The 24246-nt window shown below is 61.3% G+C and carries 21 protein-coding genes; 3 read left to right on the top strand and 18 right to left on the bottom strand.

Features of this window, described 5'->3' with window-relative positions; genetic code table 11:
- Nucleotides 1-19 precede the first annotated feature (19 nt).
- Genes ASD60_RS26690 through ASD60_RS26630 form a run of 13 tightly spaced genes read right to left on the bottom strand, consistent with a single transcriptional unit; the run spans nucleotide 20 to nucleotide 15269 of the window.
- Nucleotides 20-1939 (bottom strand): hypothetical protein, encoded by a 1920-nt coding sequence (locus ASD60_RS26690; protein WP_056856850.1) that lies wholly within the window; start codon nucleotides 1937-1939, stop codon nucleotides 20-22.
- Nucleotides 1936-3240: a lipopolysaccharide biosynthesis protein gene (locus ASD60_RS26685; RefSeq protein WP_056856849.1), complete on the bottom strand. Its 1305-nt coding sequence runs from the start codon at nucleotides 3238-3240 to the stop codon at nucleotides 1936-1938. Before ASD60_RS26685 ends, ASD60_RS26690 begins: the two co-directional genes overlap by 4 nt.
- Nucleotides 3237-4238, bottom strand: a complete 1002-nt coding sequence (locus ASD60_RS26680; protein WP_056856848.1) for a polysaccharide deacetylase family protein — start codon at nucleotides 4236-4238, stop codon at nucleotides 3237-3239. Before ASD60_RS26680 ends, ASD60_RS26685 begins: the two co-directional genes overlap by 4 nt.
- A 12-nt stretch (nucleotides 4239-4250) precedes the next feature.
- A complete protein-coding gene (locus ASD60_RS26675; RefSeq protein WP_056856847.1) occupies nucleotides 4251-5387 on the bottom strand; it encodes a glycosyltransferase in 1137 nt (378 codons plus the stop codon).
- Complete coding sequence (locus ASD60_RS26670) at nucleotides 5380-6348, bottom strand: glycosyltransferase (protein ID WP_056856846.1); 969 nt, start codon at nucleotides 6346-6348, stop codon at nucleotides 5380-5382. Before ASD60_RS26670 ends, ASD60_RS26675 begins: the two co-directional genes overlap by 8 nt.
- Nucleotides 6345-7712, bottom strand: coding sequence for an O-antigen ligase family protein (locus ASD60_RS26665; protein WP_056856845.1), 1368 nt, complete (start codon nucleotides 7710-7712; stop codon nucleotides 6345-6347). The genes ASD60_RS26670 and ASD60_RS26665 overlap by 4 nt, the downstream gene beginning before the upstream one ends.
- The gene (locus ASD60_RS26660) at nucleotides 7709-8806 is read right to left on the bottom strand and encodes a glycosyltransferase family 4 protein (RefSeq protein ID WP_056856921.1); all 1098 of its coding nucleotides are present in this window, start codon (nucleotides 8804-8806) and stop codon (nucleotides 7709-7711) included. Before ASD60_RS26660 ends, ASD60_RS26665 begins: the two co-directional genes overlap by 4 nt.
- Before the next feature lie 2 nt (nucleotides 8807-8808).
- Nucleotides 8809-10401, bottom strand: coding sequence for a GumC family protein (locus ASD60_RS26655; RefSeq protein ID WP_056856844.1), 1593 nt, complete (start codon nucleotides 10399-10401; stop codon nucleotides 8809-8811).
- A gap of 21 nt (nucleotides 10402-10422) precedes the next feature.
- Nucleotides 10423-11445, bottom strand: coding sequence for a polysaccharide biosynthesis/export family protein (locus tag ASD60_RS26650; protein ID WP_056856843.1), 1023 nt, complete (start codon nucleotides 11443-11445; stop codon nucleotides 10423-10425).
- Between the two features lie 23 nt (nucleotides 11446-11468).
- On the bottom strand, nucleotides 11469-12116 hold the full coding sequence (locus ASD60_RS26645; RefSeq protein WP_056856842.1) for a CpsD/CapB family tyrosine-protein kinase: 648 nt from the start codon (nucleotides 12114-12116) through the stop codon (nucleotides 11469-11471).
- Nucleotides 12116-12862 (bottom strand): sugar transferase, encoded by a 747-nt coding sequence (locus ASD60_RS26640; RefSeq protein WP_056856841.1) that lies wholly within the window; start codon nucleotides 12860-12862, stop codon nucleotides 12116-12118. Before ASD60_RS26640 ends, ASD60_RS26645 begins: the two co-directional genes overlap by 1 nt.
- Complete coding sequence (locus ASD60_RS26635) at nucleotides 12859-13920, bottom strand: NAD-dependent epimerase (protein ID WP_056856840.1); 1062 nt, start codon at nucleotides 13918-13920, stop codon at nucleotides 12859-12861. Before ASD60_RS26635 ends, ASD60_RS26640 begins: the two co-directional genes overlap by 4 nt.
- The gene (locus ASD60_RS26630; protein ID WP_056856839.1) at nucleotides 13917-15269 is read right to left on the bottom strand and encodes a UDP-glucose dehydrogenase family protein; all 1353 of its coding nucleotides are present in this window, start codon (nucleotides 15267-15269) and stop codon (nucleotides 13917-13919) included. Before ASD60_RS26630 ends, ASD60_RS26635 begins: the two co-directional genes overlap by 4 nt.
- A gap of 389 nt (nucleotides 15270-15658) precedes the next feature.
- Between ASD60_RS26630 and ASD60_RS26625 the strand changes: the two genes are divergently transcribed.
- Entirely contained in the window at nucleotides 15659-17356 is a 1698-nt protein-coding gene (locus tag ASD60_RS26625) for a sulfatase-like hydrolase/transferase (RefSeq protein ID WP_056856838.1), read from the top strand.
- A gap of 116 nt (nucleotides 17357-17472) precedes the next feature.
- On the opposite strand, the gene ASD60_RS26620 is transcribed toward ASD60_RS26625, so the two are convergent.
- Complete coding sequence (locus ASD60_RS26620; RefSeq protein WP_056856837.1) at nucleotides 17473-18528, bottom strand: helix-turn-helix transcriptional regulator; 1056 nt, start codon at nucleotides 18526-18528, stop codon at nucleotides 17473-17475.
- Between the two features lie 71 nt (nucleotides 18529-18599).
- Between ASD60_RS26620 and ASD60_RS26615 the strand changes: the two genes are divergently transcribed.
- Nucleotides 18600-19514 carry a LysR family transcriptional regulator gene (locus tag ASD60_RS26615; protein ID WP_056856836.1) on the top strand — a complete coding sequence of 305 codons (915 nt, stop codon included), beginning with the start codon at nucleotides 18600-18602 and terminating at the stop codon, nucleotides 19512-19514.
- A 50-nt stretch (nucleotides 19515-19564) separates the two neighbouring features.
- Here ASD60_RS26615 and ASD60_RS26610 read toward each other — a convergent pair whose 3' ends face one another.
- The gene (locus ASD60_RS26610) at nucleotides 19565-20491 is read right to left on the bottom strand and encodes a LysR family transcriptional regulator (protein ID WP_236708513.1); all 927 of its coding nucleotides are present in this window, start codon (nucleotides 20489-20491) and stop codon (nucleotides 19565-19567) included.
- A gap of 93 nt (nucleotides 20492-20584) precedes the next feature.
- On the opposite strand from ASD60_RS26610, the gene ASD60_RS26605 reads away from it, so the two are divergent.
- A complete protein-coding gene (locus tag ASD60_RS26605; protein WP_056856834.1) occupies nucleotides 20585-21424 on the top strand; it encodes an AraC family transcriptional regulator in 840 nt (279 codons plus the stop codon).
- Between the two features lie 77 nt (nucleotides 21425-21501).
- On the opposite strand, the gene ASD60_RS26600 is transcribed toward ASD60_RS26605, so the two are convergent.
- From ASD60_RS26600 to ASD60_RS26590, 3 genes are read right to left on the bottom strand one after another with little or no spacing between them, the layout of a single operon-like run.
- Nucleotides 21502-22410 (bottom strand): ChaN family lipoprotein, encoded by a 909-nt coding sequence (locus ASD60_RS26600; protein ID WP_056856833.1) that lies wholly within the window; start codon nucleotides 22408-22410, stop codon nucleotides 21502-21504.
- A gap of 41 nt (nucleotides 22411-22451) precedes the next feature.
- Nucleotides 22452-23219 (bottom strand): heme ABC transporter ATP-binding protein, encoded by a 768-nt coding sequence (locus tag ASD60_RS26595; RefSeq protein WP_056856832.1) that lies wholly within the window; start codon nucleotides 23217-23219, stop codon nucleotides 22452-22454.
- A complete protein-coding gene (locus ASD60_RS26590) occupies nucleotides 23219-24202 on the bottom strand; it encodes a FecCD family ABC transporter permease (RefSeq protein WP_162250590.1) in 984 nt (327 codons plus the stop codon). The genes ASD60_RS26595 and ASD60_RS26590 overlap by 1 nt, the downstream gene beginning before the upstream one ends.
- Between the last annotated feature and the right edge of the window lie 44 nt (nucleotides 24203-24246).

Below are 24246 nucleotides of genomic sequence, written 5' to 3'. Positions count from 1 at the left end.
CCAGGCAATCGAGCGACAGTCATGAAGCGTTCCAGCTCAAGGTGAAAAGGGTTTGCCCTGGCAGCTCGAAGCTCACGCGACCGTCGGTGCATTTGAACGGTGCGTCGCGGCTGCGGTTGTCCGCGCCGAAGTAGCGCAATGAGCCAGCGGCTAGTGGGCATGCCGCGCCATTGAGGCTGACATGCTGCAAGCGCGAGCCTTTGTTGACCCCCAGCAAGCTGCGTTTGAGGTCGTCGGCCATGGCCAGCACATCGACCTCGAACGCGTTGTTTTCCAGGCGCACCACACGCTGCAGCCAATGCTGGCCGATGAACTGCTGGGCGAGGGCGACCGGTTTGAGTTCGAAATGGTCGTCGCCCAGCATGCGCAACATGCCCTTGGGGTATTCAGGCTCGTCGGCGGCCTGGAACCAGTTGAGCATCTCCAGCAAACCGTCCTGGGACGCGTTGATCACCACTGAAGTCCACCACAACGAGGTGAAGTGGGTTTCCTGATCATAAGGGCTCAGGCTTGATCCGCTGGACAGGTTGGTCTGGTCCAGCAGCAAGGCCTTGCGGGGCCGGCCGTCGGCATCGAGCCCGACAAGGTCGGCGGCGCGACGCACGCTGTCGCGATAAACCCGGGTGGCCAGCAGATCGCGAATCATCCACTCGTGCCAAGCCAGGGCATCGATCTGATCGCCGGACTCCTTCAGCAGGCGTCTGGCCCAGTCGATACCACGCTTTTCGGCGGCGTTGTCGGCGAACGGGCCGTTGACCAGCCGCGAACTGGCCGGCATGGCGATGCGCACGCCAGCCTTGGCGTTGTCCGGATTACTGCGCACCTGACGGGCCATGCTGGTGAAAATGCTTTGATAGCTGGCGTAGTCCGGGTAGTTGAGGTTCGGCTCATCGGCAAAACCGATGTAATGGGTGCCTTTGCCGCCGAGTGCGCGGGTCGCGGCGAGCCAGGCGTGGAGGCCGGCGTTGCTGGTGGTGTCGGCGCGCAGATCGGCCTGGCGCTGACTGCCGGCGAGCAGGGTGATGTCCTGGGTAATGCCGAAGCGATCCTGATACAGCCGGCGGAACGCGTCTTCGTAATGCGGCTGTTTGGCCGTGATGTCGACGAAACTGTAGTAAGCGCCGGCCTGGGGCTTGATGGCGTCGAGCACCGCATAACTGGATGGCGGCGGCATCACGTAGGGCAGGGCGATACCCAGGTTCGGTGTGTTGCCGAGCACGTCCTTGTGCACGGTCAGCCGGGTTTCACCGTCGTCCTCACGCACCGGTTTGAGCTGCTGCGGATTCTGCGCGAACAGGTTGGCCGTACCATCGAGCCAGAACGCTGCCTTACCGCTGCCTTGCAGGCGCAGTCGCCAGACCTGTTCGGTGTCGGCCACGGGCAAGGCGACCTGATCGAATTGCCAGTAGGCACGGTAGGGTTTGAGTGCCAGCGACAATTGTTTGCCGTCGCCGACACGTTGCGCTTGCAGAGCGCCGACGCCGCCGTGGAACTTGCCTGCCAGCACGGCTTGCTCGCCAGCCGCCACCTTGAAAAACAGCTCGTCGCCATCACGGGTTTCGGCGCTGAAATGCACTTTGGCCGGGGTGAACAATGCCACCGTGCGCTCGTCATGTTCGACTTTGTAGCGACGGAAGCTGTAGCCGGGGATCTCCAGTCGATAACTGCTGGCGCCGGGCAACAGCGGCCAGCTCTGGGTGCCGCGGGTTTCAGTGGCGGCAATCAGTCGCTCGCCCGCCAGACGACCTTTGCCATCGAGCAGGTAAAGGCGTTCTTCGTTGGCATCCGCCTGCCACGCCGGGACCCAGCGCACGGTCACGTTATCGGGACGATCTGCTTGCAGGTACAGGCTGCCGTCACGAATGTCGGCCCAGCGCATCGGCCCGGCATAAGCGTCGAGCGACAGACCCAGACTCACCGCCAGGGCAAAATATCTCATGCCGACTTCCGTTGCAGGATTTGCAGCATCGGGGCGACGTCGCTGGGCAGGATGATCAGAACTTGCCACAACGGCACATGGCTCAGGCGGCAATACATCACCAGCAAGGCGATGGTCACCGCCAGGTAGGCGATGGACGACGCCGCGGCAGCGCCGACGATGCCGTAGGCGGGGATCAGCACCAGGTTCAACGCCAGGTTGAGCAAAGCCCCGAGGCCCATCAGCAGTGAAATCGAACCGGGACGATCCTTGCCCAGCAAATCCAGGCGCAGGATGCTCGCGTAGCACAAGCCCAGCAGCCCCGGCAGCAGCGCGAGCAAGGCGGGATAAGCCGGCTGATAGGCAACGCCGAACAGGGTGACGATCAGCCATTCGCCGATCACCGCCATGGTCAGGCATGCGCCGAGCATCACCGTGGCCGTCAGGCGCAGGGCCAAGGGCGTGACTTTCTCAATGCCTTCTTCCTGTTGCAGCAGGCGTTTCATCAACGGCGTGGTCACCGCTTCCGGGACGATCAGCAGCAACTCGGCGGCGGCGCTGGCCATGGCGTAATGACCGAGCGCGGTGCTGCCGAGCAAGGCGCCGATGAACAAATAGTCAGAGCGCAAAATCACTTGCTGGAACAGCAGGTCCGGATGGCTGCGGGCGCTGAAGCGCAGCAGTTCGTTCTGGCTGGCGCGGTCCCATTGCAGGGTCAGCGGTTGATTGCGCTTGAGCCACAGCCAGCCCACCAGCACCACCAGGCTGATGCCCGCCAGCCAACTGATCAGTGCCGCTTCCAGCGCGGCGCTTTTCCACATCCAGAACAACGCCAGAAACAGCAGCAGCGGTGCCAGCGACTCGATCAGGCGCAGGACGTTGAACGCCACCACGCCGCCCGAGGCGTTGTGCAACGTCAGCAGCCCGCTCTTGAGCACGGTCAGCGGCACCGCGAGCAGCAACAGCCAGGCCAGCAGGCCGAGTTGCGTGGTGATGTCCAGTTCGCTGCCGAACTCACGGGTCAGCGCCACCACCAGCAAGGTCAACAAACCGGCGAGCAGACAACCGAACACCAATACCTGGCTGAGCAACAAGCCCATCGGCCGTTGCTTGGCCGCCTGGTAACCCACCGCCGAATTCAGCCCACCACTGGTGGCGGCGCTGATCAGGTCCGGCAGGGTGCTGAGCAAGGCGAACAGGCCGCGCTCGCTCGGCCCGAGAATCCGCGCCAGCAACACATTGCGCAGCAGGCGCAAACCGATCATCGCCAGTTTGGTGCCCATGCTCAGCGCCAGGTGTTTGAGATAATGGCTGCGACTCATGGGCGAGCCCCACGGTAAATGCGCCAGGACAACAAATCCGGGTTGCGCGCGGTGCGCTGACTGACGCCGAAACGCGGCAGGGCCAGCGGATCGCTGACGCCCCGGTAGATTCCGGTGCCGGTGCCCAGGGCAAACGGGAAGTCATGGTCGGCCACGTGTTGCCGCACCCGTTCGTCATTGTCGCCGTTGGGATAGCAGTAGACCGGCAACGGCCGGTTGCAGCCGTTGAGCAATGCCTGGCGACTGCGGGTCAGTTCTTCGTCCAGGGTTTGGTCGTCGAGGCCGGTGAGGATCGCGTGACTGGCGCCATGGGGACCGAAACGGATCAGGCCGCTGGCTTCCAGCGAACGCACCTGTTGCCAGTCGAGCGCTTGCGGCAACGACTCTTGCGGACACTCGTCGGTCAGGCGATTGAGGTCGCGAGGAGACAGGGTTTTCAGGTTCTGCAGAAAGTGCAGCAATGCCAGGCTGCGCCGTTGCACGTCCGGGTCATCACACAGCACCGGCAGTGGCCGACCCAGTTGCTGCAAACATTCGATCAGGTGCATGCGGGCTTTTTCACCGTGGCTGTTCCACAGGGTTTCGCCGATGCTTTCCCACCAGAAACGCTGGCGGCTGCCGATGAAGTCCGTGGACAGGAAGATACTCGCTGGCACTTGGTATTTGTGCAGCAGCGGGAACGCGTTCACCGCGTTGTCGCGCCAGCCGTCATCGAAGGTCAGCGCCACTCTCGGCCGCTCGGACCGCAGGCTGCCCGGTTGCAGGATCTCCATCAACGGCACGCAATCGAAGTGTTTTTTCAGCCAGGCCAGCAGGTGCTCGAAAGCCTGCGGCCCGACGCACAGTTCATTGCGGTGGGGCAGGTTGGCGGCGCTGTCGTTGGCCAGCACCCGATGCAGCATCAGGATCACGCCGGCACCCTGCAATTGCTGGCGCCCCACCGAGGAGTTGAGGTAGAGCCAGCCGCTGGTGCGTTTTAGTAATTGTTTGATCGCCATGGCACGTGCCTCTCATCGATTTTGCTCGGGGTTCCATTGCGCATAACGCTGACCGCGCAGGAACTGCCACAGACCGATGCTCATCCCGGCAAGGGTCACCAGGAGGAATGCGGCGAGGCGAAAGGGTTTGGGCAAGCGATGCTGCGAGTCGAGCAAGCCGATGATGGCCGCGGTGTATCCGAGCAATTGCGCAACCAGGGTCCAACGATAGAAAACGTGGTCGTCCCACAGCCAGAAATTGCTCAACAGCAGTGGCAACAACAGGATCGGCGCCAGGCGGCGGATCAATTTGTGGCTGATCAGGGCAATCGCATACAAGCCATGCTTCAGCGGGTTGAGCAGTTCGCGACGCTGGGCCAGGCTCTGCAATCCACCCACGGTGACCCGCTGGCGACGGCGGAATTGCTTGTCCGCCTCATCGACGCCGGTGTCGATCACTCGGGCTTCGGGCACGTAGATGATCCGCTTGAACGCCACCGGCGCGCAGGTGCTGATAAAGAAGTCGTCATTGACCTCCGCCGGCACGTTCTGGAACAACTCACGACGCAGCGCGAGCAGGGCGCCGTCAGCGGAGACCATGCAACCGGTACGGTTTTCCACGTAGCGCAGCCAGCCTTCGTAATGACGATACAGACTGTCGCCGATGCTCAGGCCTTTGCCGGTCACGGGGATCAGCATGTGCCCGGCACACGCGCCTACCTGAGGGTCGGCCAGTGGTGCGAGCAAGTGGCCCAGCGTGTCGTGGGACCATTGATTGTCGGCATCGGTGAACACCAGAATCTCGCCACGGCTCAGCGCTGCGCCGGCATTGAGCGTCGCGGCCTTGCCCTGGCGGGGCAGGTCGAGCACGGTAATACGCGGATCGGCGACCTTGCGCGCGCAGGCCACGGTGTCGTCGGTGGAACCATCGCTGGCCAGAATGATTTGCAGCGAACGCGCCTGATAATCCTGGGCCAGCACGGTGCGCAGTTTTTCTTCGATGTGCCGCGCCTCGTTGTGCGCGGCAATCACGATGCTCACGTCCATTGGCGCCGCCGGACCATGCCGGCGTGCGGCGAAGAGCGGCGCGAGCAGGGTCAGCAGCAATGGGTAACCGAGGTAGGCGTAGACCGGCAACAACAGGCACAACCAGAAAATGAATTCAGCCACGGGCGGGCCTCCTGGCATTCCAATGACAAAGACTGAGAATGAACGCGGCGCCGGCCAGGTGCAGGCGCACCCAGTGCAGGCCCCACAGTTGCACCGTCAGGCACGGATTACGGTGTTTCACGGTCTGACGCACACTCAGTACCAGCGCGGGTACTGTGGTCAGCAGCACCATGATCAATGCATGGTGAGGAAAGCCGTCGAGCAAGGCGGATATCGCCAAAAAGTCCAGTAGCCAGGCACCCAGCGACAGCAGTGGGAAGCGCAGCAGTCGCAGGCTCAGGCCATGGGTGCGCAGCAGTTGCAGATGGCTGCCCTGGCGCCACATTTCCTTGCCCATCCATTCGCGCCAGTTCATTTCGTAACCCCAGTGCAGCGCGACGTTTTCGTTGATCGATGTCAGCCGCGCGCCCTTGGCGGCCTGACGCAAGGTGAAGTCCTTGTCCTCGCCCGTGCGCAGGGTCTCGTTGAAGCCGCCGACCTTGTCGAACCACTCGCGGCGCATCAGCAGGTTGGCGCTGGTCAGCCAGTCCACCGATTGCACGGTATGGCGCGAAGGACGCAGGGTGCGCCGTTGCCAGGCGGTGGCGTACCAGGGCGCCTGCGCCGGGGTGTGCAAGTCCAGGCTAAACACATCGGCGACACCGGCGTCCTCGAGTTTCAGCAGATGGGTGAGCCAATCTTCAGGCATTTCGATATCGGCATCGAGGAAGGCCAGCCATTCCCCCGTGGCAACCTCTGTGCCGCGGTTGCGCAGGGCACCGATCAGCACACCCGGAACGACCAGCACGTGTGCGCCGAACTGCCGGGCGATCTCCGGACCCTGATCCTGTGAGCCGTTGTCGACCACGATCAACTCGCATTCCAGGTCTGCAACGTTGGCGGCACGTTGCGCTGCCAGCAGGGTCCGGGCGATATGCCGGGCTTCGTTGTACATCGGGATGACGATACTGATGCGGCTCATGCCTTGGCCTCCAGGATTGGACTTTCTTCGGCTTTCAGACGCAGGACGCTGGTCAGGGCAAGCATGATCCAGACGTACTTTTGATTCGGGGCACTGAGGAACATCAAGAACAGCGTCAATGACAGGAAACTCATGCCCAGGTGGGTCATCAGGTCGGCCTGCTGCCAGTTGCGCCGCTGCATCCAGGCGCGACGGGCGCGCATCAAGTTGTAGAACCCGAGGGCGAGCATGCCGACGAACAACAGGCCGGCGGGAATCCCCAATTCGCTGAAGATCTCCAGATAGGTGTTGTGAGCACGGCGGTACAGATCGCCGACTTTGCGGTTGGCGGAGAACGCCTTGGCGTAACCGGTGGTGGCGTAGTGCAGCGGGAAGGTTCCGGGGCCGGTACCCAGCAACGGATTTTCGCGGATCATCTGGCTGCCGACGACGATGTACGAGGCGCGGCGCCCGAGAGATTCGTCCTGCGCCTTGGCCCCGGAACTGAGGATGCTCAGAGACTGGATGCGCGCGACATAACCGGCGGGCATCGCGTAGATGGCCAACGGAATCACGATGGCCAGCCCCAGCATGGCAAAACCCAGGTGACGCGGGCGAATGCGTGGCAGCTGCGCACGATAGTGCCACGCACCGATCATCAGGCTGAGAAACAACACCACCAGGCCTGAACGGGACTCGGTCTTGGTCATGCCGCCCAGCAGCAGGATGAAGCAGCCCAGCCAGAACAGGCGTTGCAACATTTGCGGGCTGCGGATCATCAGCAACAAGGCCAGCGGCACGGCAAACGCGATCAACATCGCAAAGGCGTTCGGGTCTTCCAGCAGACCGGCGGCGCGGCCCTGATCCTGATACTTGCTGGAAAACATCGCCAGCGCGCAGGTGAGGGTGACACTGAGGGTCACCAGCCTGGCGAACAGATCCAGATTCAATTCACGGCCGATCAACAGCGTGATCACGAACAGAATGAGCCCGACGCTGATTTCCCGCAGGTGCCCCAGCGACATGCCCAGGTCATCGGTGGTCAGCATACTCAGCAGATACAGCGCCATGAAGCCGATCAGCAAGCGCCAGATGTTGCTGCGCAAGCGCTCGGATGGAATGTGGTGCAAGGCCAGTTGCAACATCAGGATCAGCGCCAGCGACGCGCCGATCAGCTTGGTGCCGGACAGCGCGCTGTCCTTGAAGAACCCTTCGAGCGGCACCAGCGCCGCAATGCCCAACAGGCCCCAGGCGGGCTTGCGGAACAGCACGGCAACGCCCACCAGGCCCAACACCGCTCCCGGCGCCAGAAATGGATAAGGGCTGGCCAGCAAAGCGAGGCAGACCAGACCGAAAAAACTGACGATCGAGAGTGGAAAAATCACGCGCGTGCCTCCCGTGCAGTACGGATATAAAGCTGCGACCAGCGTTCGGCCAAGGCCTTGAGGTCGTAGCGATCCAATTGTGTGCGTCGTGCGTTGTCGAGCAGCTTGCGGGCCAGTGCCGGGTCACGCAGCAGGGTACCGATCTGCCGGGCGAGGGCGGCACTGTCGGCGGGTGTTGCCAGCAGGCCGTTGTGCCGGTCTTCCAGCACATCGGGAATCCCGCCGACACCAAATGCAACCACCGGCACCCCGGCTTGCATGGCTTCGAGCAGAATCATCGGCGTGCCCTCGGTGCGCGAGCTGATGACCAGCGCATCGAGTTGTCGCCACCACGCACGCATGTCGTTCTGGTACCCCGGCAGCGTGATGCGCTCCTGCAAACCCGCGTCGTTGATGCGCGCCAACAGGCTGTCCCGTTCCGGGCCGTCGCCGAGCATCACGGCGTCCAGTTGCGGGTACTGCTGGCACAGCGGAATCAGCGCATCGAGGAACAGGTCCGGGCCTTTTTCACTGCTCAGCCGGCCGACGTAACCGGCCAGCCAGCGTGGCCGTTGGGCGTTGTGCGGTTGCAGATCGTTGACGGCGGGCAAGCCGTTGGGGATCACTTGCAGCTTCTCGGCACAGACACTGGCCTGACGGTGCAGTGCGGCAATGCTTTCGGCGACACAGACCACGCGATTGACCGATGCGGTCCGGCACAGTTGCAGGCTCAGCCAGGTGTAGAACTTCTGCTTGCGACTGCGCGGGGTGAAGCCGTGCTGAGTGATCACCAGCGGCAGGCGCAACAAGGTTGCGCCCACCCAACCGTACAACAGACCCTTGAAATTGTGCGTGTTGATCAGCGGCCGCTCGGCCCGTCGCTCACGCAAATGCGCAAGCAACGCCCCAAGACCGGTGCAACCGCGGCAGTCGACCCCCGCCTCGCGAAACCGGGCAAGCAACTCGTACGGTGCATCGAGAAACAGCACCTGGTGTTGCCCCGGCGTCGCCAGGCAATGATCGAGCAGCATGCGCTCGGCCCCATAGAAGCCGCCACTGCTGAGCAAATGAATGATCGGCAGTGATGGCTTGCTGTGGTCAGAGGGCAGGGACATGTTCAATTGCGCACCCAATGGACGAAGCTCGGTACGCTCCAGTTTCTGTGCGGATTGCCTGGCTCCACGTTCTGATCGTTGATCACCAGCAGTACCGGCAGGCCCAGTTCGTGGGTGATCTGCGCTGGATGCTTGAAGCGATGATCGAAGAACTCACGTACGTAGACGAAGGCAATCGCCAGCAACAGCCCGGTGAACAAGCCGAACGGAATGATCAGCAGCGGTTTGGGGAACGCCGCCTCGGTCGGTTCGAACGGTGGGCTGAGCACTCGGGCGTTGGACAGGTCGTTGTCCAGCGAACGAGCAGTGCTGCTCTCGGCAAAGCGCTGGGCGTAGGTGGAGAAGGCCGCGTGCAGAGCGTCGATCTCGGTGTCCTTCTGCCGCAACTTGCTCTGGGTTTCCTGCAACTGGCGGATGCGGTTCTTGAACTCGGCAATGCGTGCGGTTTTCTGGTCGATCACCGAGCTGACAATCGCCAGGTCGTTGGTACGTTCCTGAATCCGGTTGCTCACCACTTTGAGGAACTGCTGGCGGGTGCGGGCGATTTGCTCGCGGGTCAGCAGCATCGGTTCACTGCCGGGCTGGAAGATCGCCAGGTCGTTCATGTAGCGGCTGACCTGGCTGGTCAGCGCCTCACCCATCTGCTTGATCTCGCGATCCTCGAACGCCACGTTGTCCACGGTGGTGGTGAAGGTGTAGGGGAAGGTGTAGTCGTTGAGCTTGGAGTCCTTGGCGGCGGCCAGGCTGGTTTTCAGGTAGTCGAGCCAGCGTTGGCTTTGCAGCAGGCGATCGCGGTACAGGTTGAGCGCTTGCTCTTCGGTGTTGATGGCGTTGAGGCGGAAGGTGATCTCTTCCTTGGGATCGGACGAGCCGACCGCGCCGAGCAAGGTCTGCCGCTCGTCTTCCAAACCGTTGAGGCGCACCTGGTATTGGGTCTTCTTGGTTTCGTAGAAGCTCTGTGGCAGGTCGATCGATTGCAAGGCCTGACGGCTCACCAGGTAGTTTTGCAGCAGCGTCGCGACAAACTTGGTGCCCTGGGTCGGGTCAGGAAAGCTGTAGATGATCGAGATCACGTTGGAGCCCGGCAGGGTTTCGATCTTCAGACTATCGATAGCCTCTTGGGTCAGGGAATCGAGCGCGGTGTCGCGCACCGGATCGGTTTCCATGCCCAGCGCCGACTTCAGCGGGTTGACCACGTTTTCACGCAGCGGCGTGCTGACATATTTCTTGAACGGTTGCGCCAACAGTTTATTGAGCATGCCCGGAGGCGGGGTGTATTCACCCTTGTCGCGCAACTCGCTGATGGTCTGACGGATCAGGGCCGGCGAGCGCAGGATATTGCTCTCGGTTTCCATGTCGGCCAGTGACGGTGGGATGAATTGCGCGTTTTCCTGGGTCAGCGACGTAGTGGCGTCACCCTGGGAAAGTTTTTTCGACTGCACGATCACCTGGGCGGTGATATCGAAGCTCTGTTTGAGCAACAGCGGCAGTACCAGTGCGATCACTGCAAAGACCAGGAATACGCGCTTCACCAGTTGTTTGTTGGCGAAGAAGATCCTGAAGAACTCGTGCAGGTAGTTTTCCTTTGGATTCATGTCGGGTCACCTGAGAGTAAGTTAGTCATCACTGTCTTTGTTGTCGACGCGGTAGCCGAAGCTGAAGCCCACACCCTGGAACAGCACCACGTCCGCCAGTTGCCGTGCGAGCTCACCGGCGCTCGCCAGTTTGGTCTTGGGCACATAGAGCATGTCGTCCGGTTGCAGGTAGGCGATCTGTGAGGCATCGCCGGACAGGGCTTTTTCCACGTCGTAACGGCGGGCCTGGACCTGATTGCCGTTGCGACGCATGATCACCACCGAATCGAGGCGCGCCTTGACGTTCGAACCACGGGCCAGGGTCAGGGCTTCAAGCACCGAGACTGGACGGCGGATCGGGTAGGAACCTGGCTGGCCGACTTCACCGAGCACATAGATTTCGTTACCTGCGGTGGACTTGAGCAGCACGTCGACCGTCATCCGGCCCGGCAGTTGTGCGTACCTCTTGTTGAGGAAGTCTTCCAGTTGGTTGACGGTCATGCCTTGCAGCGGCACGGCGCCGATTTCCGGGAAACTCGCATAACCGTCGGTACCCACGGTGATCTCGCGGCTCATGCCGGTGGCCGGGTGGTTCAACGCGCTCTTGAGGTTCGACTCGTTGCTCAGCGGGCTGATGACCTGCACGGTCAGTTGGTTGCGGTTGGGCTGGAACAGTTGTTTGCGCTGGTAGGCACGCTGGATTTCCTGGCGTGCTTCTTCGGACGAAAGCCCGGCGATTTTCACCGAGGTGTTGGCGCCCGGCAGTTCGATGGTGCCATCGGGCAGCACCAGTTGATTGCCGTTGAGCTGACTGGCAGCGGTGAAGTTAAGACCGATCTGGTCACCGGACTGAATGCGGTAGGCATCCGAGCCGCTGGTGCTGATGTGGAAGATCACGTCCAGCACGTCCTGTGGGCGCAAGGTCTGTTCGATCTTGGGCATGTCGGTGGCCTGGGCGTTGGCCGGTGAGGCGGTAAGAATATTGACCGGCATGTTCTGGGTTTCGGAAGTGCTGGTGCAACCTGCAAGCGGCAGCAACAGCAGGACAAGCATCTTGGCGTTCATGGCGTCATCCTTTTTGCGAGGGCTTACAGGTTTTTGTACAGCCACTTGGGCATGTAGTACTTGCGTCGGTTGAACACACTGCCGACCAGTTTCGCCCCGGCCTGGGTCAGGCGTTGAACCGCCGCCTGCGCCACTTCCCAGCGTGTATCTTCCGAGCGCACGACCATGATCACGCCGTCCACCTGGGTACTGATGACCAGCGTGTCGGCGGCCGAATACACCGCGTCACCGTCGATCACCACGAAGCGGTACTGACTGCCGAGCTGATCGAGCAACGGGCTCAGGCGCTCCGGTGTCAGGTGTTCACTGCCCCGGGCGAAGCGCCCGAACGGCAGCACGTGGAAGGGCAGGCTCGACACGTTGACCACACAGTCCTGCAACAGCGGCGGACTTTGCTCGTTGAAGAGCAGGTCGCGAAAGCCGCGCTCCTTGCTCAGCCCCAGTTGTTGGGTGAGGTTGGTCGCGGACTGGCTGGCGTCGACCAGCAGCACTTGGCCGCTGCTCATTTGCGCCAGTTGGCTGGCCAGCGCCAGGGCACTGGTGGTGGTGCCCGCACCGGGGTTGGCCGCGGTCAGGAGCAGGATGCGCAGATCCTGATCCAGCACGGCCGACGTCAGGTTGGACTCGCTGGGGTTGGCGATGCTGAGGCTTTTAGCAGTTGAACCGTCCATTAGCTTGCTCCGTGGCCGCTGAATACTTTGAAGGGGGTTTTCAACAGAATCTTCAGATCAAGCAGCAGGCTCTGCTCGGCGATATAGCTGAGATCCAACTCAACGCGCTGGTCGAAGTCGATATTGCTGCGCCCGGAGATCTGCCACAGACCGGTCATGCCGGGGTAGATGCTCAGGCGCGCGAGATGATTGTCCTTGTAGCGATAGGCGTTGAACGAGGTTGGCCGTGGGCCTACCAGGCGCATGTCGCCGGTCACCACATTGATCAGGTTTGGCAGTTCGTCGAGGCTGGTACGGCGCAGGAAACCACCGATGCCGGTGATCCGCGGGTCCTTGTCGATCTTGAAGTCGATGGCGTCGGCACCGTGTTTGTTCAGGTGGCGCAGCGACTCTTTGAGCTCCTCGGCATTGGCGACCATGGTGCGAAATTTGTACATGCCAAACAGACGGCCGCGGTAACCGGTGCGTTTTTGCACGAACATCACCGGCCCGGGGCTGGTGAACTTGATGGCGAGCGCCAATACCAACAGCATTGGCGAGATCAGCACCAGGATCACCAACGCGCCGAAACAGGCGAACACCCGGTTGGTACGCGACAACGTCCATGGCCGACCACCGTCACGCCCCGTCACCCAACCTCGACCCTGCATGTGAATAGCCGCGTCGAGGCGCATTCGGTGCTCGGGGTCAAGGCGCTTGTCACGGCGCATCTGTTGGAGCGGTACTCCTTGTTCATGTCCAGTCATTGAGCATTCCTCCGCTGGAATTCAGCCGCGAGCGGCGCAGGGGCAACAGGCAGTGGGTAGTAGTCGCGAAACCAGGCGATGAAACGCCCGAGTCCCTCATCCAGCTCGATACGGGGCTGGAAACCGGTGGCGCGGGCCAGGTCGCTGGCGTCGGCGCAGGTGTTGAGAACATCGCCGGGCTGCAGTGGCAGCAACTCGACCAGGGCTTTTTGCCCCAGGTGTTTTTCCAGCAATGCCAGGTAGTCCTTGAGCTCCACCGGGTGCTGGCCGCCGATGTTGTAGATCCGCCATGGCGCCATGCTGCTGGCCGGGTCCGGTTGTTCGCGGTCCCAGGCGGCGTTGGCTTGCGGTGCGCGGTCGATCAGCCGGGCGATGCTTTCGATGATGTCGTCGATGTAGGTGAAATCGCGCTGATGCTCGCCGTAGTTGAACAGCTTCAAGGGTTGCCCTTGGGCAATCGCCTGGGCGAACTGAATCGGCGACATGTCCGGCCGACCCCAGGGACCGTACACGGTGAAGAAGCGCAGACCGGTGCAGGGAATGCCGAACAGATGGCTGTAACTGTGGGCCATCAGTTCGTTGGCTTTCTTGGTCGCGGCGTACAGCGACAGTGGGTGATTGACGCCGTCCTGCACCGAATACGGGGTGTGCTGGTTGGCGCCGTACACCGAGCTGGATGAGGCGTAGATCAAATGCTTGACCGGGTGCCGGCGGCAGCTTTCGAGAATATTGAGGAAACCGTTCAGATTGCTGTCGAGGTAGGCCCGCGGATTTTCCAGCGAGTAGCGCACGCCGGCCTGGGCCGCGAGGTGAATCACCACCTCGGGTTGTTCCTCGGCGAACAGTGACTCGATGGCCGCGACATCGGCCAGGTCAACCGTAGAGAGCTGGAAAGGGCCGACCTGCTCCTGCACCCATTGCACGCGGTCGTGCTTGAGTTGCGGGTCGTAATAATCGTTGAAGTTATCGAGCCCGGATACCTGATGCCCGTCGCGCAATAGCCGCAACACACAATGGGCACCAATGAAGCCGGCGGCTCCGGTCACGAGAATCTTCATGGACGCGGCGCCTCGGGTACGACGTGACGCAGGCCGATACCGCTGTAGTGCAAGCCGGCCGCCGCGACGTGTTCGGGGTTATACAGATTGCGTCCGTCGATGATCACCCGCGAACGCAGCTTGCTCGCCAACAGGTCGAAGTCGACCACACGGAAGTTCTTCCACTCGGTGCAGATCACCAGCGCATCGGCATCTTCCAGAGTGTCGTCGCGGGTAGCACACAGGTGCAGGTCGTTGCGATAGCCATAAATGCGCCGGCATTCGGACATGGCTTCCGGATCATAGGCCTGCACGCTGGCGCCTTCGGCCCACAAGGCTTCCATCAGATAGCGGCTCGGAGCTTCGCGCATGTCATCGGTATTGGGTTTGAACGCCAGGCCCCAGATCGCGATGGACTTGCCGGCCAGCCCCTGCGGGAACTGCGCCTTGAGTTTGCCGAACAGAATGTGCCGCTGGCTGTCATTGACGTCGGTGACGCTGCGCAACAGTCGCAGCGGCATGCCATTGTGTTCGGCGGTATGCAGCAGGGCGCGCAAATCCTTGGGGAAGCACGAACCGCCGAAGCCGCAACCGGGATAAATGAAGTGGTAGCCGATGCGTGGGTCCGAACCGATACCCTTGCGCACCGCTTCGATGTCGGCGCCGAGCAATTCGGTGAGGTTGGCCAGTTCGTTCATGAAACTGATGCGGGTGGCGAGCATTGCGTTGGCCGCGTACTTGGTCAGTTCGGCACTGCGGTTGTCCATGAACATCAGCTTTTCACGGTTGCGGCAGAAGGGCGCGTACAGCTCGCTCATCTGATTGCGGGCCTCGTCATCGTCGGTGCCGACGATAATCCGGTCCGGACGCATGCAGTCGGCCAACGCACTGCCTTCCTTGAGAAACTCGGGGTTGGAAACCACCCGCACCGTCAGCGCACCCTTGTCCCTGCGTTGCAGTTCAGTGCGGGCAGTGGCAGCGACCTGGTCAGCGGTGCCGACCGGCACCGTGGACTTGATGATCAGGGTGCGGTCAGCTTCCATGTGGTTGGCAATCTGCCGGGCCACGTTCAGCACATGGCTGAGGTCGGCGGAACCGTCTTCATCGGCGGGCGTGCCGACGGCGATGAAGATCAGCTCGGCGTGCTCGACCGCGTCGCTGGCCTGGGTGGAGAACAGCAACCGGCCGGCCTTGATGTTTTCTTCCAGCGTTCCGGAAAGTCCCGGTTCACTGATCGGCGGTACGGCTTGTTGAAGTTGCTTGATCTTATTGGGATCAATGTCGACACATAAGACGCGATGTCCGACATCGGCCAGTGCCGCTGCTTGTATCAGGCCAACATAGCCCGTACCAAATACGCTCACGTCCATATTGGCGTGCCTCGTAAGACGGTGGAAAGATCAGAAATGAGACTGTCAAAAGGGGTATAGCCCAGCCTTGGAAAAGCGTGTCAGCAAAATGACATGTTAAAAGAGTAAGACATCCCCAGTTTTGGGGGGCCAATTGCCATCAAAGGCTTGTGGCAGTTGGGTTTACCGCGAATTTGAGCGACGGAAACTAATTCAAGGAAAGCGATAAACGGTCGTAAGGCTTGAATTACAAGGCTTGTAGGCACTTGAGTGTGTCAGATTTGAGACGATTTTTTTTTGACGCTTTCATCTCTTTTACGTCATTTCTTGCGCTTTGATGGCCCGGTGCTAGTGTCAAAAAATGGCCGACTACTTATTGACCTTCGGCGTGAATGCAGACCGGAAAGACAATGATTCGATATCTCAAAGAACTACTCATAGCTGTCTATTTGATCACCCATTACGACTATTACTTTGGGCGTATCAGTGCGATCGGAATCAGTTATCCATTAGTTCTGTTCGCGGGAATGTTCGTTGTATTGACAGTTGCACTGTTCATGTCGGCTTATATTCGACAAACAATTATTCGATATTTGTTCGCTCTCGGCCTCTTTGCCTCGGCGCTATTCTTTGATGTGTATACGCAGGTCACTGCGGATTACCTGACATACAGCAGCTTTGTCTCGATGGTGTATTCCGGTGGTTTTATCCAGGAAGCGCTCATCCAGTACCGCGATGCGATCATCAGTGGTGTGCTGGGTGGTTTGCCGCTGCTGCTCGGTATCGGTTTGAAGCCACGTCGGCGCTGGCCTGTTCCCGGGACGGTGTTGGTGGCGGCACCGTTGATGGGGGTGCTGCTGCTCAGCGCGGTGCTGTTCGTGCGCGCGGGCGAGGGCGCACGGGGTCTGCCACAGATGTACACGCCTCTGGCTTACTTGAACCTGTTTGCCTATGAATCCCTGCACAACACCGTTGGCCCGCGCGAACCGGTGAGCCTGGCGCGCGTCGATCAAGCGGTGAACCACGACATTGTGCTGATCATCGACGAGAGCATTTCCGGCAATTACCTGGACATCAACGCGCCGTTTGGCGTGCACAGCAACCTCAAGCAGCCGCGCCCCGGGGTCGACATCTTCAACTACGGCTACGCAGCCGCGATCGCCAACTGCAGCGCCGACACCAACATCACCTTGCGTTATGGCGGAACCCGCGCCGATTACATACGCATCAACAGCACGCTGCCGTCGATTTGGCAGTACGCGAAAATCGCTGGTTTGCGTACGGTCTACATCGACGCCCAGCGCACCGGCGGCAATCTGCAGAATCTGATGAACGATGCCGAGAAAAAAGACATCGATGAATTCGTGCAATTCGACCAGACCAGTGTGCGCGAGCGCGACATGGCCGCAGCGGCGAAACTGATCGAACTGCTCAACGACGACAAGCCGCAGTTGGTGGTGATGAACAAGGTCGGCGCGCATTTCCCGGTGCACGATAAATACCCGGACGCGTACATGGCCTACCGCCCGACATTGCCTCGCGGACAGTTCACCGAAGTGGCCGACACCGGTGAACGCAATGGCTTTAACGGCCAGCCGGATGACTGGTTGCTGTATCGCAATGCTTACAAAAACACCTTGTTGTGGAACGTCGGCGAGTTTTTCTCACGGGTGTTTGCCCAGGCCAACTTGAACAACGCGCTGCTGATCTACACCTCCGATCACGGACAGGATTTGCATGAACGGGGCAATCCCGGCTTGAACACCCATTGCGGTGGCGACCCGGTGGAAGAGGAAGGGCTGGTTCCGCTGGTGGTGATCCAGGGCAGCGGTTTGAAAACCCTCGATTGGCAGGCGCAACTGGCCGCCAACAAGGATCGTTCGAGTCACTACAACATTTTCCCGACCTTGTTGCAGTTGATGGGTTACGACCTGGCGGGCGTGGAGGCGGTGTATGGCAAGCCGCTGAGCGTGGCGACCGGCGATGAGTTCACGTTCAACTATCGGTTCAATGCGCGGCTGGGGGCCAAGCCCGAGTGGAAGCATATCGATCTGAACAGCATTGTGACGCCGGAGCAGGCGGCTACCAGCTTGGCGGTGGGGCAGTAGGATTTGTAGTGTTTGGTCTGGCCTCATCGCGGGCTTGCCCATCGGGTTTAACTCAGGTGTTGTGTACACCCGATAACCCTGTGGGAGCGAGCCTGCTCGCGATGGGGCCAGTTCATTCAACCCAGAACTGACGGCTGCGCCCACTTGGCCCGATACACCCCCGGCGCACACCCGAACCAGCGCAGACAGGCACGGTTGAAACTCTGCACATCGCTGTAACCGAGTCGGTCGGAAATCTCCACCAGTTCCAGGTCCGCGCCCTGCAAATAGTCCTCGGCCCGGCAGCGGCGATACTCATCCAGCAATTCTGAAAAACTCCAGCCCAACGCCTTCAAGCGTCTTGCCGCCGTGCGCTCAAGCAAATGCCGAGCACTGCAGAACTGTTGCCAGTTGGCATTGGCGAGGTCGGCGATCAGGTGATCGCTCACTTGCTCCAGCAAGGTCGGCTCGCTGTTGCGACGGGTTTGCTCCAGCAAATCGATCAGGGTGTTTTCCAGTTCATGATTGCCAGGTGTCAGCGCCGTGACGAACAGCTCGGAATCGAGACGGATCCCATGCTGTGGTGCCCCCCAGCCTACCGGTACGCGGAACGCCTGCTCATGCAGTTCAGGGCTGTTCGTGCAGGCACACGCCAGATCGACGCCAAGGATCGGGTCGCGTTCAAGGCCGCTGGCCAAAAATTTGCGCCGCAGCATGCTGCACAGGCTGATGAGGATGTAATCGGCGCTCGGCGCACTGATCCTGACGCTGCCACGTTCGAGCAATTGCAGCTGTACATCGTGTTCGCCGCGCACAATCCGTGCCTCGAAGTGCCCATTGAAAAACGGGAAGAAGCGCACGAAATACTGGCACGCGCTGTCCAGCGTCGCGGCCACGTCGAACAGGTACGTCAGACCATTGGTGGCGGTGGAAACAAAGCGCCGGCCTGCCGCCAGACCGATCAACGGGTCGCCGGTCTGTTGCTGGGCAAACTCCCAGAAACGCCGCGACAGGAAGAGCGGCACGCGCATGAACGGCGTGCGCAACTCGAACAGGCTGCGCCGGAACAGCGCTTCGATACGGTCGCGGGCAACCCCGCGGGCCAGCAACTCCTCGATGGCCGGCAGCAACGTCGGGGCATAGAACGCATTGGGCAAAGGTTGCTTGCACGATGCCTGATCGCTTTTTGTCATGTAGGGCTCACGGCGTCTGGCGAAACACTGGTTAGGCTGCGCGACGTTAAGCGATTTGCCGGAGCAAGACCATGCTTGATTTACGCCAGCTCGACCTGAACCTGCTGCTCGCCTTCGATGCAATCTACCAGCAGCGCAGTGTCACCCGTGCCGCCGAAGTGATGTGCCTGTCGCAACCGGCCATGAGCAACGCATTGCGCCGCCTGCGCGAGTTATGCGGCGACCCGCTGTTCATCAAGAGTCGCCTGGGCGTGACCCCGACGCTGGTCGCCCATCGCCTGGCCGATTACGTGCGCGCTGCATTGGAATCCCTGCGCGACGGCTTGCGGATGATTCCCGCCGCACGGCAGAACAATCCGCTGTTGCGCATCAGTTGCCTGGATTGCCTGCAACCGGTTTTGCTCGATGCCTTGCTCGAATCGCCCCACGCCGACTGGCAGGTCCGCTACTTCCAGCCACGTCGACGCGATGCCTTGCAGGAACTGTCGAGCGGCAAACTGGACATCCTGATCGACCTCGACCAACCCCTGGCCGGGTTGGCCGGCTTGCATAAACAGGTATTGCCCGCCGATCGTTATGTGTTCGCTTACGGCGCCGCGTTGAAGGAGCCGCCGAGTACCTTGCAAGCCTATTTGCAGCAACCGCAGATCCAGATTTCCAGCCGCCGCGACGGGCTCAGCCCGGTGGATTTGCAACTCGGCCTGAAGGGGTTGCGCCGTACACTGGCGGTAAGCACCCAAAGCACGCTGGCGGCGAAAGTGATGGCCGACCGGCAACCGTTCGGCATGAGCCTGCCGAGCCGGGTTGCCGGTGCATTGGGGTTGCAACATGTGCCGTTGCCGTTTGAGGAGCCGGTGGAGTTGAAACTGGCGCTGTACATCGAAGCGCGCTATCGCTTCGAGCGCAGTCGTGAGGAAGCGATGCATTGCCTGCTGCGGGCTCTGGGTGAACCTCGTTCGGTGCAAGCATTGGCACGCCGGGCCTGATGCCGCGCCCCGAAATCCTGTAGGAGCGAGCCTGCTGGCTCCCACCGGGTTTACATCGAGGTCGCGGCCAGCAAACGCTCATCGACCCGCACTATCGCCTCCATCATTGCCAGCGCTGCGGGTGTCAGGGAATAGCCGACGCGACTGACGATGCCGTAATGCAGAAGCAGTCCAGGGTCATCACTGGGCGCATCGACAAATTCCAGAAGCTGTATCAACCCTTGTTCGACCTGTTCGGCGAGCGCTTCCATGGTAGCGATGCCTACCGCATCGGAGCGTCTCACCACGCGGCAGATGGCATCGAATTGAGCGCATTCGACGGTCGGATTGAAGTCCGGCTCGCCCTGGGCATCGGCGAGGATTTTGCGGATCATCGGCGGAATGCGGGTGCCCACGACGGCGTAATCGAGCAGGGCGCGCAAGGACAGGTTTTTGCGCTTGGCCAGGGGATGACCGATACGACAGAAAAAACGCCCGCGCCGCGGTCGCAACAGTTGCACGTGGTATTGCGGATCACCGGTGAAATAGCGCGCATCGGCCACCAGGAATTCGATCTGTTGCTCACGCAACCACAACGCCAGTTGTTGCCAATCGCCCTGATGGAAGCTGATGCGGATCGCCGGATGGGCCTGGATAAATTCTGCCAGGGCTTCGGGTACCAATAATTGAGCCGGATAGGGGCCGCAACCGAAACGCAACTCGCCGCCGGTCAGGCCGTTGTACTGGGTGAGTTCGTTGTGCAGGGCCTGACTGCCGGCGAGCAAGCGGCGAGCATGTTGCAGCACCAGTTCGCCTTGACCGGTCAGACGGAATTCGCGACTGCTGCGTTCCACCAACAGGCAATCGAGGTCCCGTTCGAGGGTCTGGATGCTGCGACTGAAGGCCGGCTGGCTAAGGTTGATCGCCTCGGCTGCGCGACCAAAGTTGCGGTAGTCGGCCAGTGCAACCAGATGGCGAAGCTGGCGTAGATCCATCATGCGTCTCCTGCATTGCGTAGATACTTTTAATGCATTGGATCGATATCACAGAGGCTGGCATAAGTACACGCCTGTCTTTCGTTGTAGCGTGCCATGACCAGTCAACCGTTCATTTCCAGCGCCTTCACCCGCACCATCCTCAGTCACGCCCAGCAGTCAGGGCTGTGTCGTGATCAGTTGCTCAAGCGGGCCGGTATCTGCCTTTCGTTACTGGACGAGCAAGGTTCACAGGTGCCGGCGCACCTGGTCGAGGAGTTGTGGAGTGAATGCGAGCGGCTGGGTGCAAGCGCAACATTCGGCTGTGAACTGGTTAACGGCATGGCCACCACCACCCTGCAAGGCTTGAACATTCTGCTCGATTCCGCCGCGACCCTGCGCGCCAGTCTGCTGTGCTTCACCGAGTTTCTGCCCCGAGTGACCAATTATGTTCAGGCGCAACTTGAGCAAGTCGATGGGCAGGCCCACCTGCACTTGCGCAGCGTTTACCGGCTACCACATTTTTTTGGGCTGGATGCGGCGACGTTGAGCCTGGTGCGCAACATCGCCCGACGACTGGGGCGGGCTCCGGGTGAGGTTTTTTGCGCAGTGACCCTGACGTCCGAGCAGGCGGCTGGCGAGTGGTTGCGCGGTGTCGGGGTTGACGTGAAGCGCGGAGCCCATCCGTGCCTGAGCCTGCCGCTGGCCAGTCTCGATGAACCATTGCTGGGGGCTAATCCGTTTTTGCATCAGAGCATGTTGCGCCACTGGCAGACTGAAGCTTCACAGCACGTTCGCGGTGACAGTCTGGAGTTGGCACGGCATTGGCTGACGGCGGGGGACCAGCCCATCGAGCGGATTGCCGAACGGCTTGGGTATCGGCAACCGAGTAATTTCATTCGGGCGTTTCGCAAGCGGTTCGGGATTACGCCGAAGCAGTTTCGGTTGGGCCTGTGAGGTTTTCCTGGCGCACGGTCGAAAAGATCCTTCCAGGTGATGGACTAATCAAACTCTCTACAACTTTACGCGGCACGTTATCGCTGCATTGTCGATGACGTGCCGCCACGCAAGCTCGCGCAGTGATCCTGCTCCGGTTGCGCGGCGGTGTACCACACATAATCCGCGCTTTCTGCTGTCACGGTCTTGCCTGCTTCGGCCAGCACCAGCACCGCGTTACCTTTGCCGGCACCGAGGTCTTTGAGGTGCAATGGCACACCGAGATCCTTGCGTACATGAAACGCGCCGGCCAGTAACAGTGCAGGCGTCGGTGCCGTTGACAGGCGTTCTGCCATGTGACGGTCACGCTGTTGCTGTACCGCCAGCATTGCCGGCATCTGTGATTCGGGCAGAAGGCCGCAATGGGATTCCCGGATGTCCTCCAGCAAGGTCGCTTGTACCTGTTGCGTGGTGGACGCTTCGCCGCTGAGCGTCGGTCGCTGTTGGTAAATCTGCATGATCTGCGCGCGGTCAAGGTTGGCCGACAGCAGCGGGTAGGGCTGGCTTAGGGCGTAAGTCACCACGGCACCGTAAACACTCCAATCCCAATTGGCTTGCCAGGAAAGCGCCTGATAGACATTGGCCGGTGGCTGACCGGCGCGGGTATCGGCCTGCGCGGCGTCGACTTTCGCCTGTTGATCGGGGTTGAGCATTTCCATCAGCAGACTGCCTTGCGGACGCCGCGCCGCCAGTTGGCGCAGCAGCCACAGTTGCAGGGCATGGTGATCAGGATTGTCGTGTTGTTCACCGACCAGCACCCGTGGCGCAGCCGCCAGGCGTTCGACCAGCGCTTGCGGGGTGAGGGTGCGGCCGGTGGCGAGTTCACGGATCACCCGGTGGTCAGCGTGATCGCGACCTTGCGGGGCGATCGGCGCGGGTGGGGCAGTGACGGAATTGGATTGGCAGGCAGCCAGCAGACTGACCAGGCATAACAGCAGAATGCGCATCGGTTTTCCTCATCAGACATGGCCTTTCGCACACCGGGGAATCAGCGCGCGATAATCAAAGGGTGGCCGCGTTCCGGGTGTCGGTGAATCAGCACTTGCAGCCCGTACACCGCTTCCAGCGCTTGAGCGGTCAATACTTCATCCGGTGGGCCGCAGGCGTGTGGACGACCGTCTTGCAACAGCAGCAATTGATCGCAATAACGTGCCGCCAGGTTGAGATCGTGCAGGATCACCAGCACCGCCGCACCGCGTCCGGCAAAATCGCGCACCGCTTGCAGGATGGTGTGCTGGTGCAGCGGGTCGAGCATCGAGGTCGGCTCGTCGAGTAACAGAATCTGCCCCTCGGCGCCCGGCCACAGTTGCGCGAGCACCCGTGCCAGATGCACACGCTGGCGCTCGCCACCGGACAACGCCAGATAACTGCGCCCGGCCAGGTGCAAGGCGTCGGCGGCACTCAGGGCTTCGGCGACAATTTGCGCATCGCGCACACGTCCGCTGGCATGGGGCAGACGGCCCATGCCCACCACTTCATTGACCGAGAAAGCGAAGTTCAGGCTCGAACTCTGCGGCAACACGGCCAGGCGTCTGGCCCGCTCCTGGCCCGGCCAGTCAGCGAGTTTGCGCCCGTCAAGGCTGACCGTGCCTGCGCTGATCGGCAACTCATCGCAAAGGGCGCCGAGCAGGGTGCTTTTGCCCGCGCCGTTAGGCCCCAATACGCCAAGTACTTGACCCGGACGCAAGTCGATATCGATGTCGGCCAGCACGGTGCGGCTGCCGCGTCGGACCAGCAAATTGTTTGCCCGCAGCATCAGGCACGCCCTCGCACCAGCAGGTAAAGGAAGAAGGGCGCGCCGATGAGCGCCGTGACGATACCGATCGGCAATTCGGCTGGCGCCAGCAGCAGTCGGGCGACCAGATCGGCCAACAACAGCAGGCTGGCACCGGCCAGCAACGAGGCCGGTAACAAAACCCGATGATCCGGGCCGACCAGCAGGCGCATCAGGTGCGGCACCACCAGGCCGATAAAACCGATCAGGCCTGCCGCCGCCACGGCGGCACCCACACCCAGCGCCGTGCACAGCACCAGTTCGAGTTTGATTCGCTCGACATTGAAACCCAGGTGCCGGGCTTCCGATTCGCCGAGCAACATCGCATTGAGTGCTGCCGCGCGCCGTGGCAGCCACAACGCCACGCCCACTGCAACGATCAGCAACGGCCACAAGCGCGGGTAACTGGCGCCGTTGAGGCTGCCCAGGTTCCAGAAGGTCAGGGTGCGTAGCGTGGCGTCGTCGGCCAGGTAAGTGAACAAGCCGACACCTGCACCGGCCATGGCGGTCATCGCCACCCCCGCCAACAACATGGTGGCGACGTTGGTCTGGCCATTGCTGCGGCCGAAGCGATACACCACCGCCGTGACGATCAAGCCACCGGCGAAAGCGCATATCGACAGCAGATACGGTTCGATGGCCGGTGACAAACCACCCAGCATGCTGCCACCAACGATGGCGAAAGCCGCGCCGAGCGCCGCACCGCCAGACACTCCCACCAGGCCCGGGTCCGCCAATGGGTTGCGGAACAACCCCTGCATCGCCACGCCCGACAACGCCAGTACCGAACCGACCGCGATGCCGAGCAAGCTGCGTGGCAGGCGGATCTGACCGAGGATCAGCTGCGCCTGTTGCGTGTCACCGCCATTCACTGGCAGGCCAAGCAGACGCAGGCCGGCAAGCAAGGTATCGCCCAACGGCAGGCTGACCGGCCCGAGAGCCAGCGACAACCAGAACACCAGCAGCAACAACAGACCCAGGGAAATCAGCATCGGCCTTGGCCGAACGA

Source organism: Pseudomonas sp. Root562, assembly GCF_001427125.1.
In the GTDB taxonomy this organism is placed as follows: Bacteria; Pseudomonadota; Gammaproteobacteria; order Pseudomonadales; family Pseudomonadaceae; genus Aquipseudomonas.
This window is presented reverse-complemented; position numbering and strand designations above follow the sequence as displayed.

Excerpts from the sequence above, each read along its gene's own strand:
- ASD60_RS26690 (WP_056856850.1), bottom strand. The coding sequence starts at position 1,939 with ATGAGATATTTTGCCCTGGCGGTGAGTCTGGGTCTGTCGCTCGACGCT.
- ASD60_RS26685 (WP_056856849.1), bottom strand. The coding sequence starts at position 3,240 with ATGAGTCGCAGCCATTATCTCAAACACCTGGCGCTGAGCATGGGCACC.
- ASD60_RS26680 (WP_056856848.1), bottom strand. The coding sequence starts at position 4,238 with ATGGCGATCAAACAATTACTAAAACGCACCAGCGGCTGGCTCTACCTC.
- ASD60_RS26670 (WP_056856846.1), bottom strand. The coding sequence starts at position 6,348 with ATGAGCCGCATCAGTATCGTCATCCCGATGTACAACGAAGCCCGGCAT.
- ASD60_RS26660 (WP_056856921.1), bottom strand. The coding sequence starts at position 8,806 with ATGTCCCTGCCCTCTGACCACAGCAAGCCATCACTGCCGATCATTCAT.
- ASD60_RS26655 (WP_056856844.1), bottom strand. The coding sequence starts at position 10,401 with ATGAATCCAAAGGAAAACTACCTGCACGAGTTCTTCAGGATCTTCTTC.
- ASD60_RS26650 (WP_056856843.1), bottom strand. The coding sequence starts at position 11,445 with ATGAACGCCAAGATGCTTGTCCTGCTGTTGCTGCCGCTTGCAGGTTGC.
- ASD60_RS26645 (WP_056856842.1), bottom strand. The coding sequence starts at position 12,116 with ATGGACGGTTCAACTGCTAAAAGCCTCAGCATCGCCAACCCCAGCGAG.
- ASD60_RS26640 (WP_056856841.1), bottom strand. The coding sequence starts at position 12,862 with ATGACTGGACATGAACAAGGAGTACCGCTCCAACAGATGCGCCGTGAC.
- ASD60_RS26635 (WP_056856840.1), bottom strand. The coding sequence starts at position 13,920 with ATGAAGATTCTCGTGACCGGAGCCGCCGGCTTCATTGGTGCCCATTGT.
- ASD60_RS26630 (WP_056856839.1), bottom strand. The coding sequence starts at position 15,269 with ATGGACGTGAGCGTATTTGGTACGGGCTATGTTGGCCTGATACAAGCA.
- ASD60_RS26625 (WP_056856838.1), top strand. The coding sequence starts at position 15,659 with ATGATTCGATATCTCAAAGAACTACTCATAGCTGTCTATTTGATCACC.
- ASD60_RS26620 (WP_056856837.1), bottom strand. The coding sequence starts at position 18,528 with ATGACAAAAAGCGATCAGGCATCGTGCAAGCAACCTTTGCCCAATGCG.
- ASD60_RS26615 (WP_056856836.1), top strand. The coding sequence starts at position 18,600 with ATGCTTGATTTACGCCAGCTCGACCTGAACCTGCTGCTCGCCTTCGAT.
- ASD60_RS26610 (WP_236708513.1), bottom strand. The coding sequence starts at position 20,491 with ATGATGGATCTACGCCAGCTTCGCCATCTGGTTGCACTGGCCGACTAC.
- ASD60_RS26605 (WP_056856834.1), top strand. The coding sequence starts at position 20,585 with ATGACCAGTCAACCGTTCATTTCCAGCGCCTTCACCCGCACCATCCTC.
- ASD60_RS26600 (WP_056856833.1), bottom strand. The coding sequence starts at position 22,410 with ATGCGCATTCTGCTGTTATGCCTGGTCAGTCTGCTGGCTGCCTGCCAA.
- ASD60_RS26595 (WP_056856832.1), bottom strand. The coding sequence starts at position 23,219 with ATGCTGCGGGCAAACAATTTGCTGGTCCGACGCGGCAGCCGCACCGTG.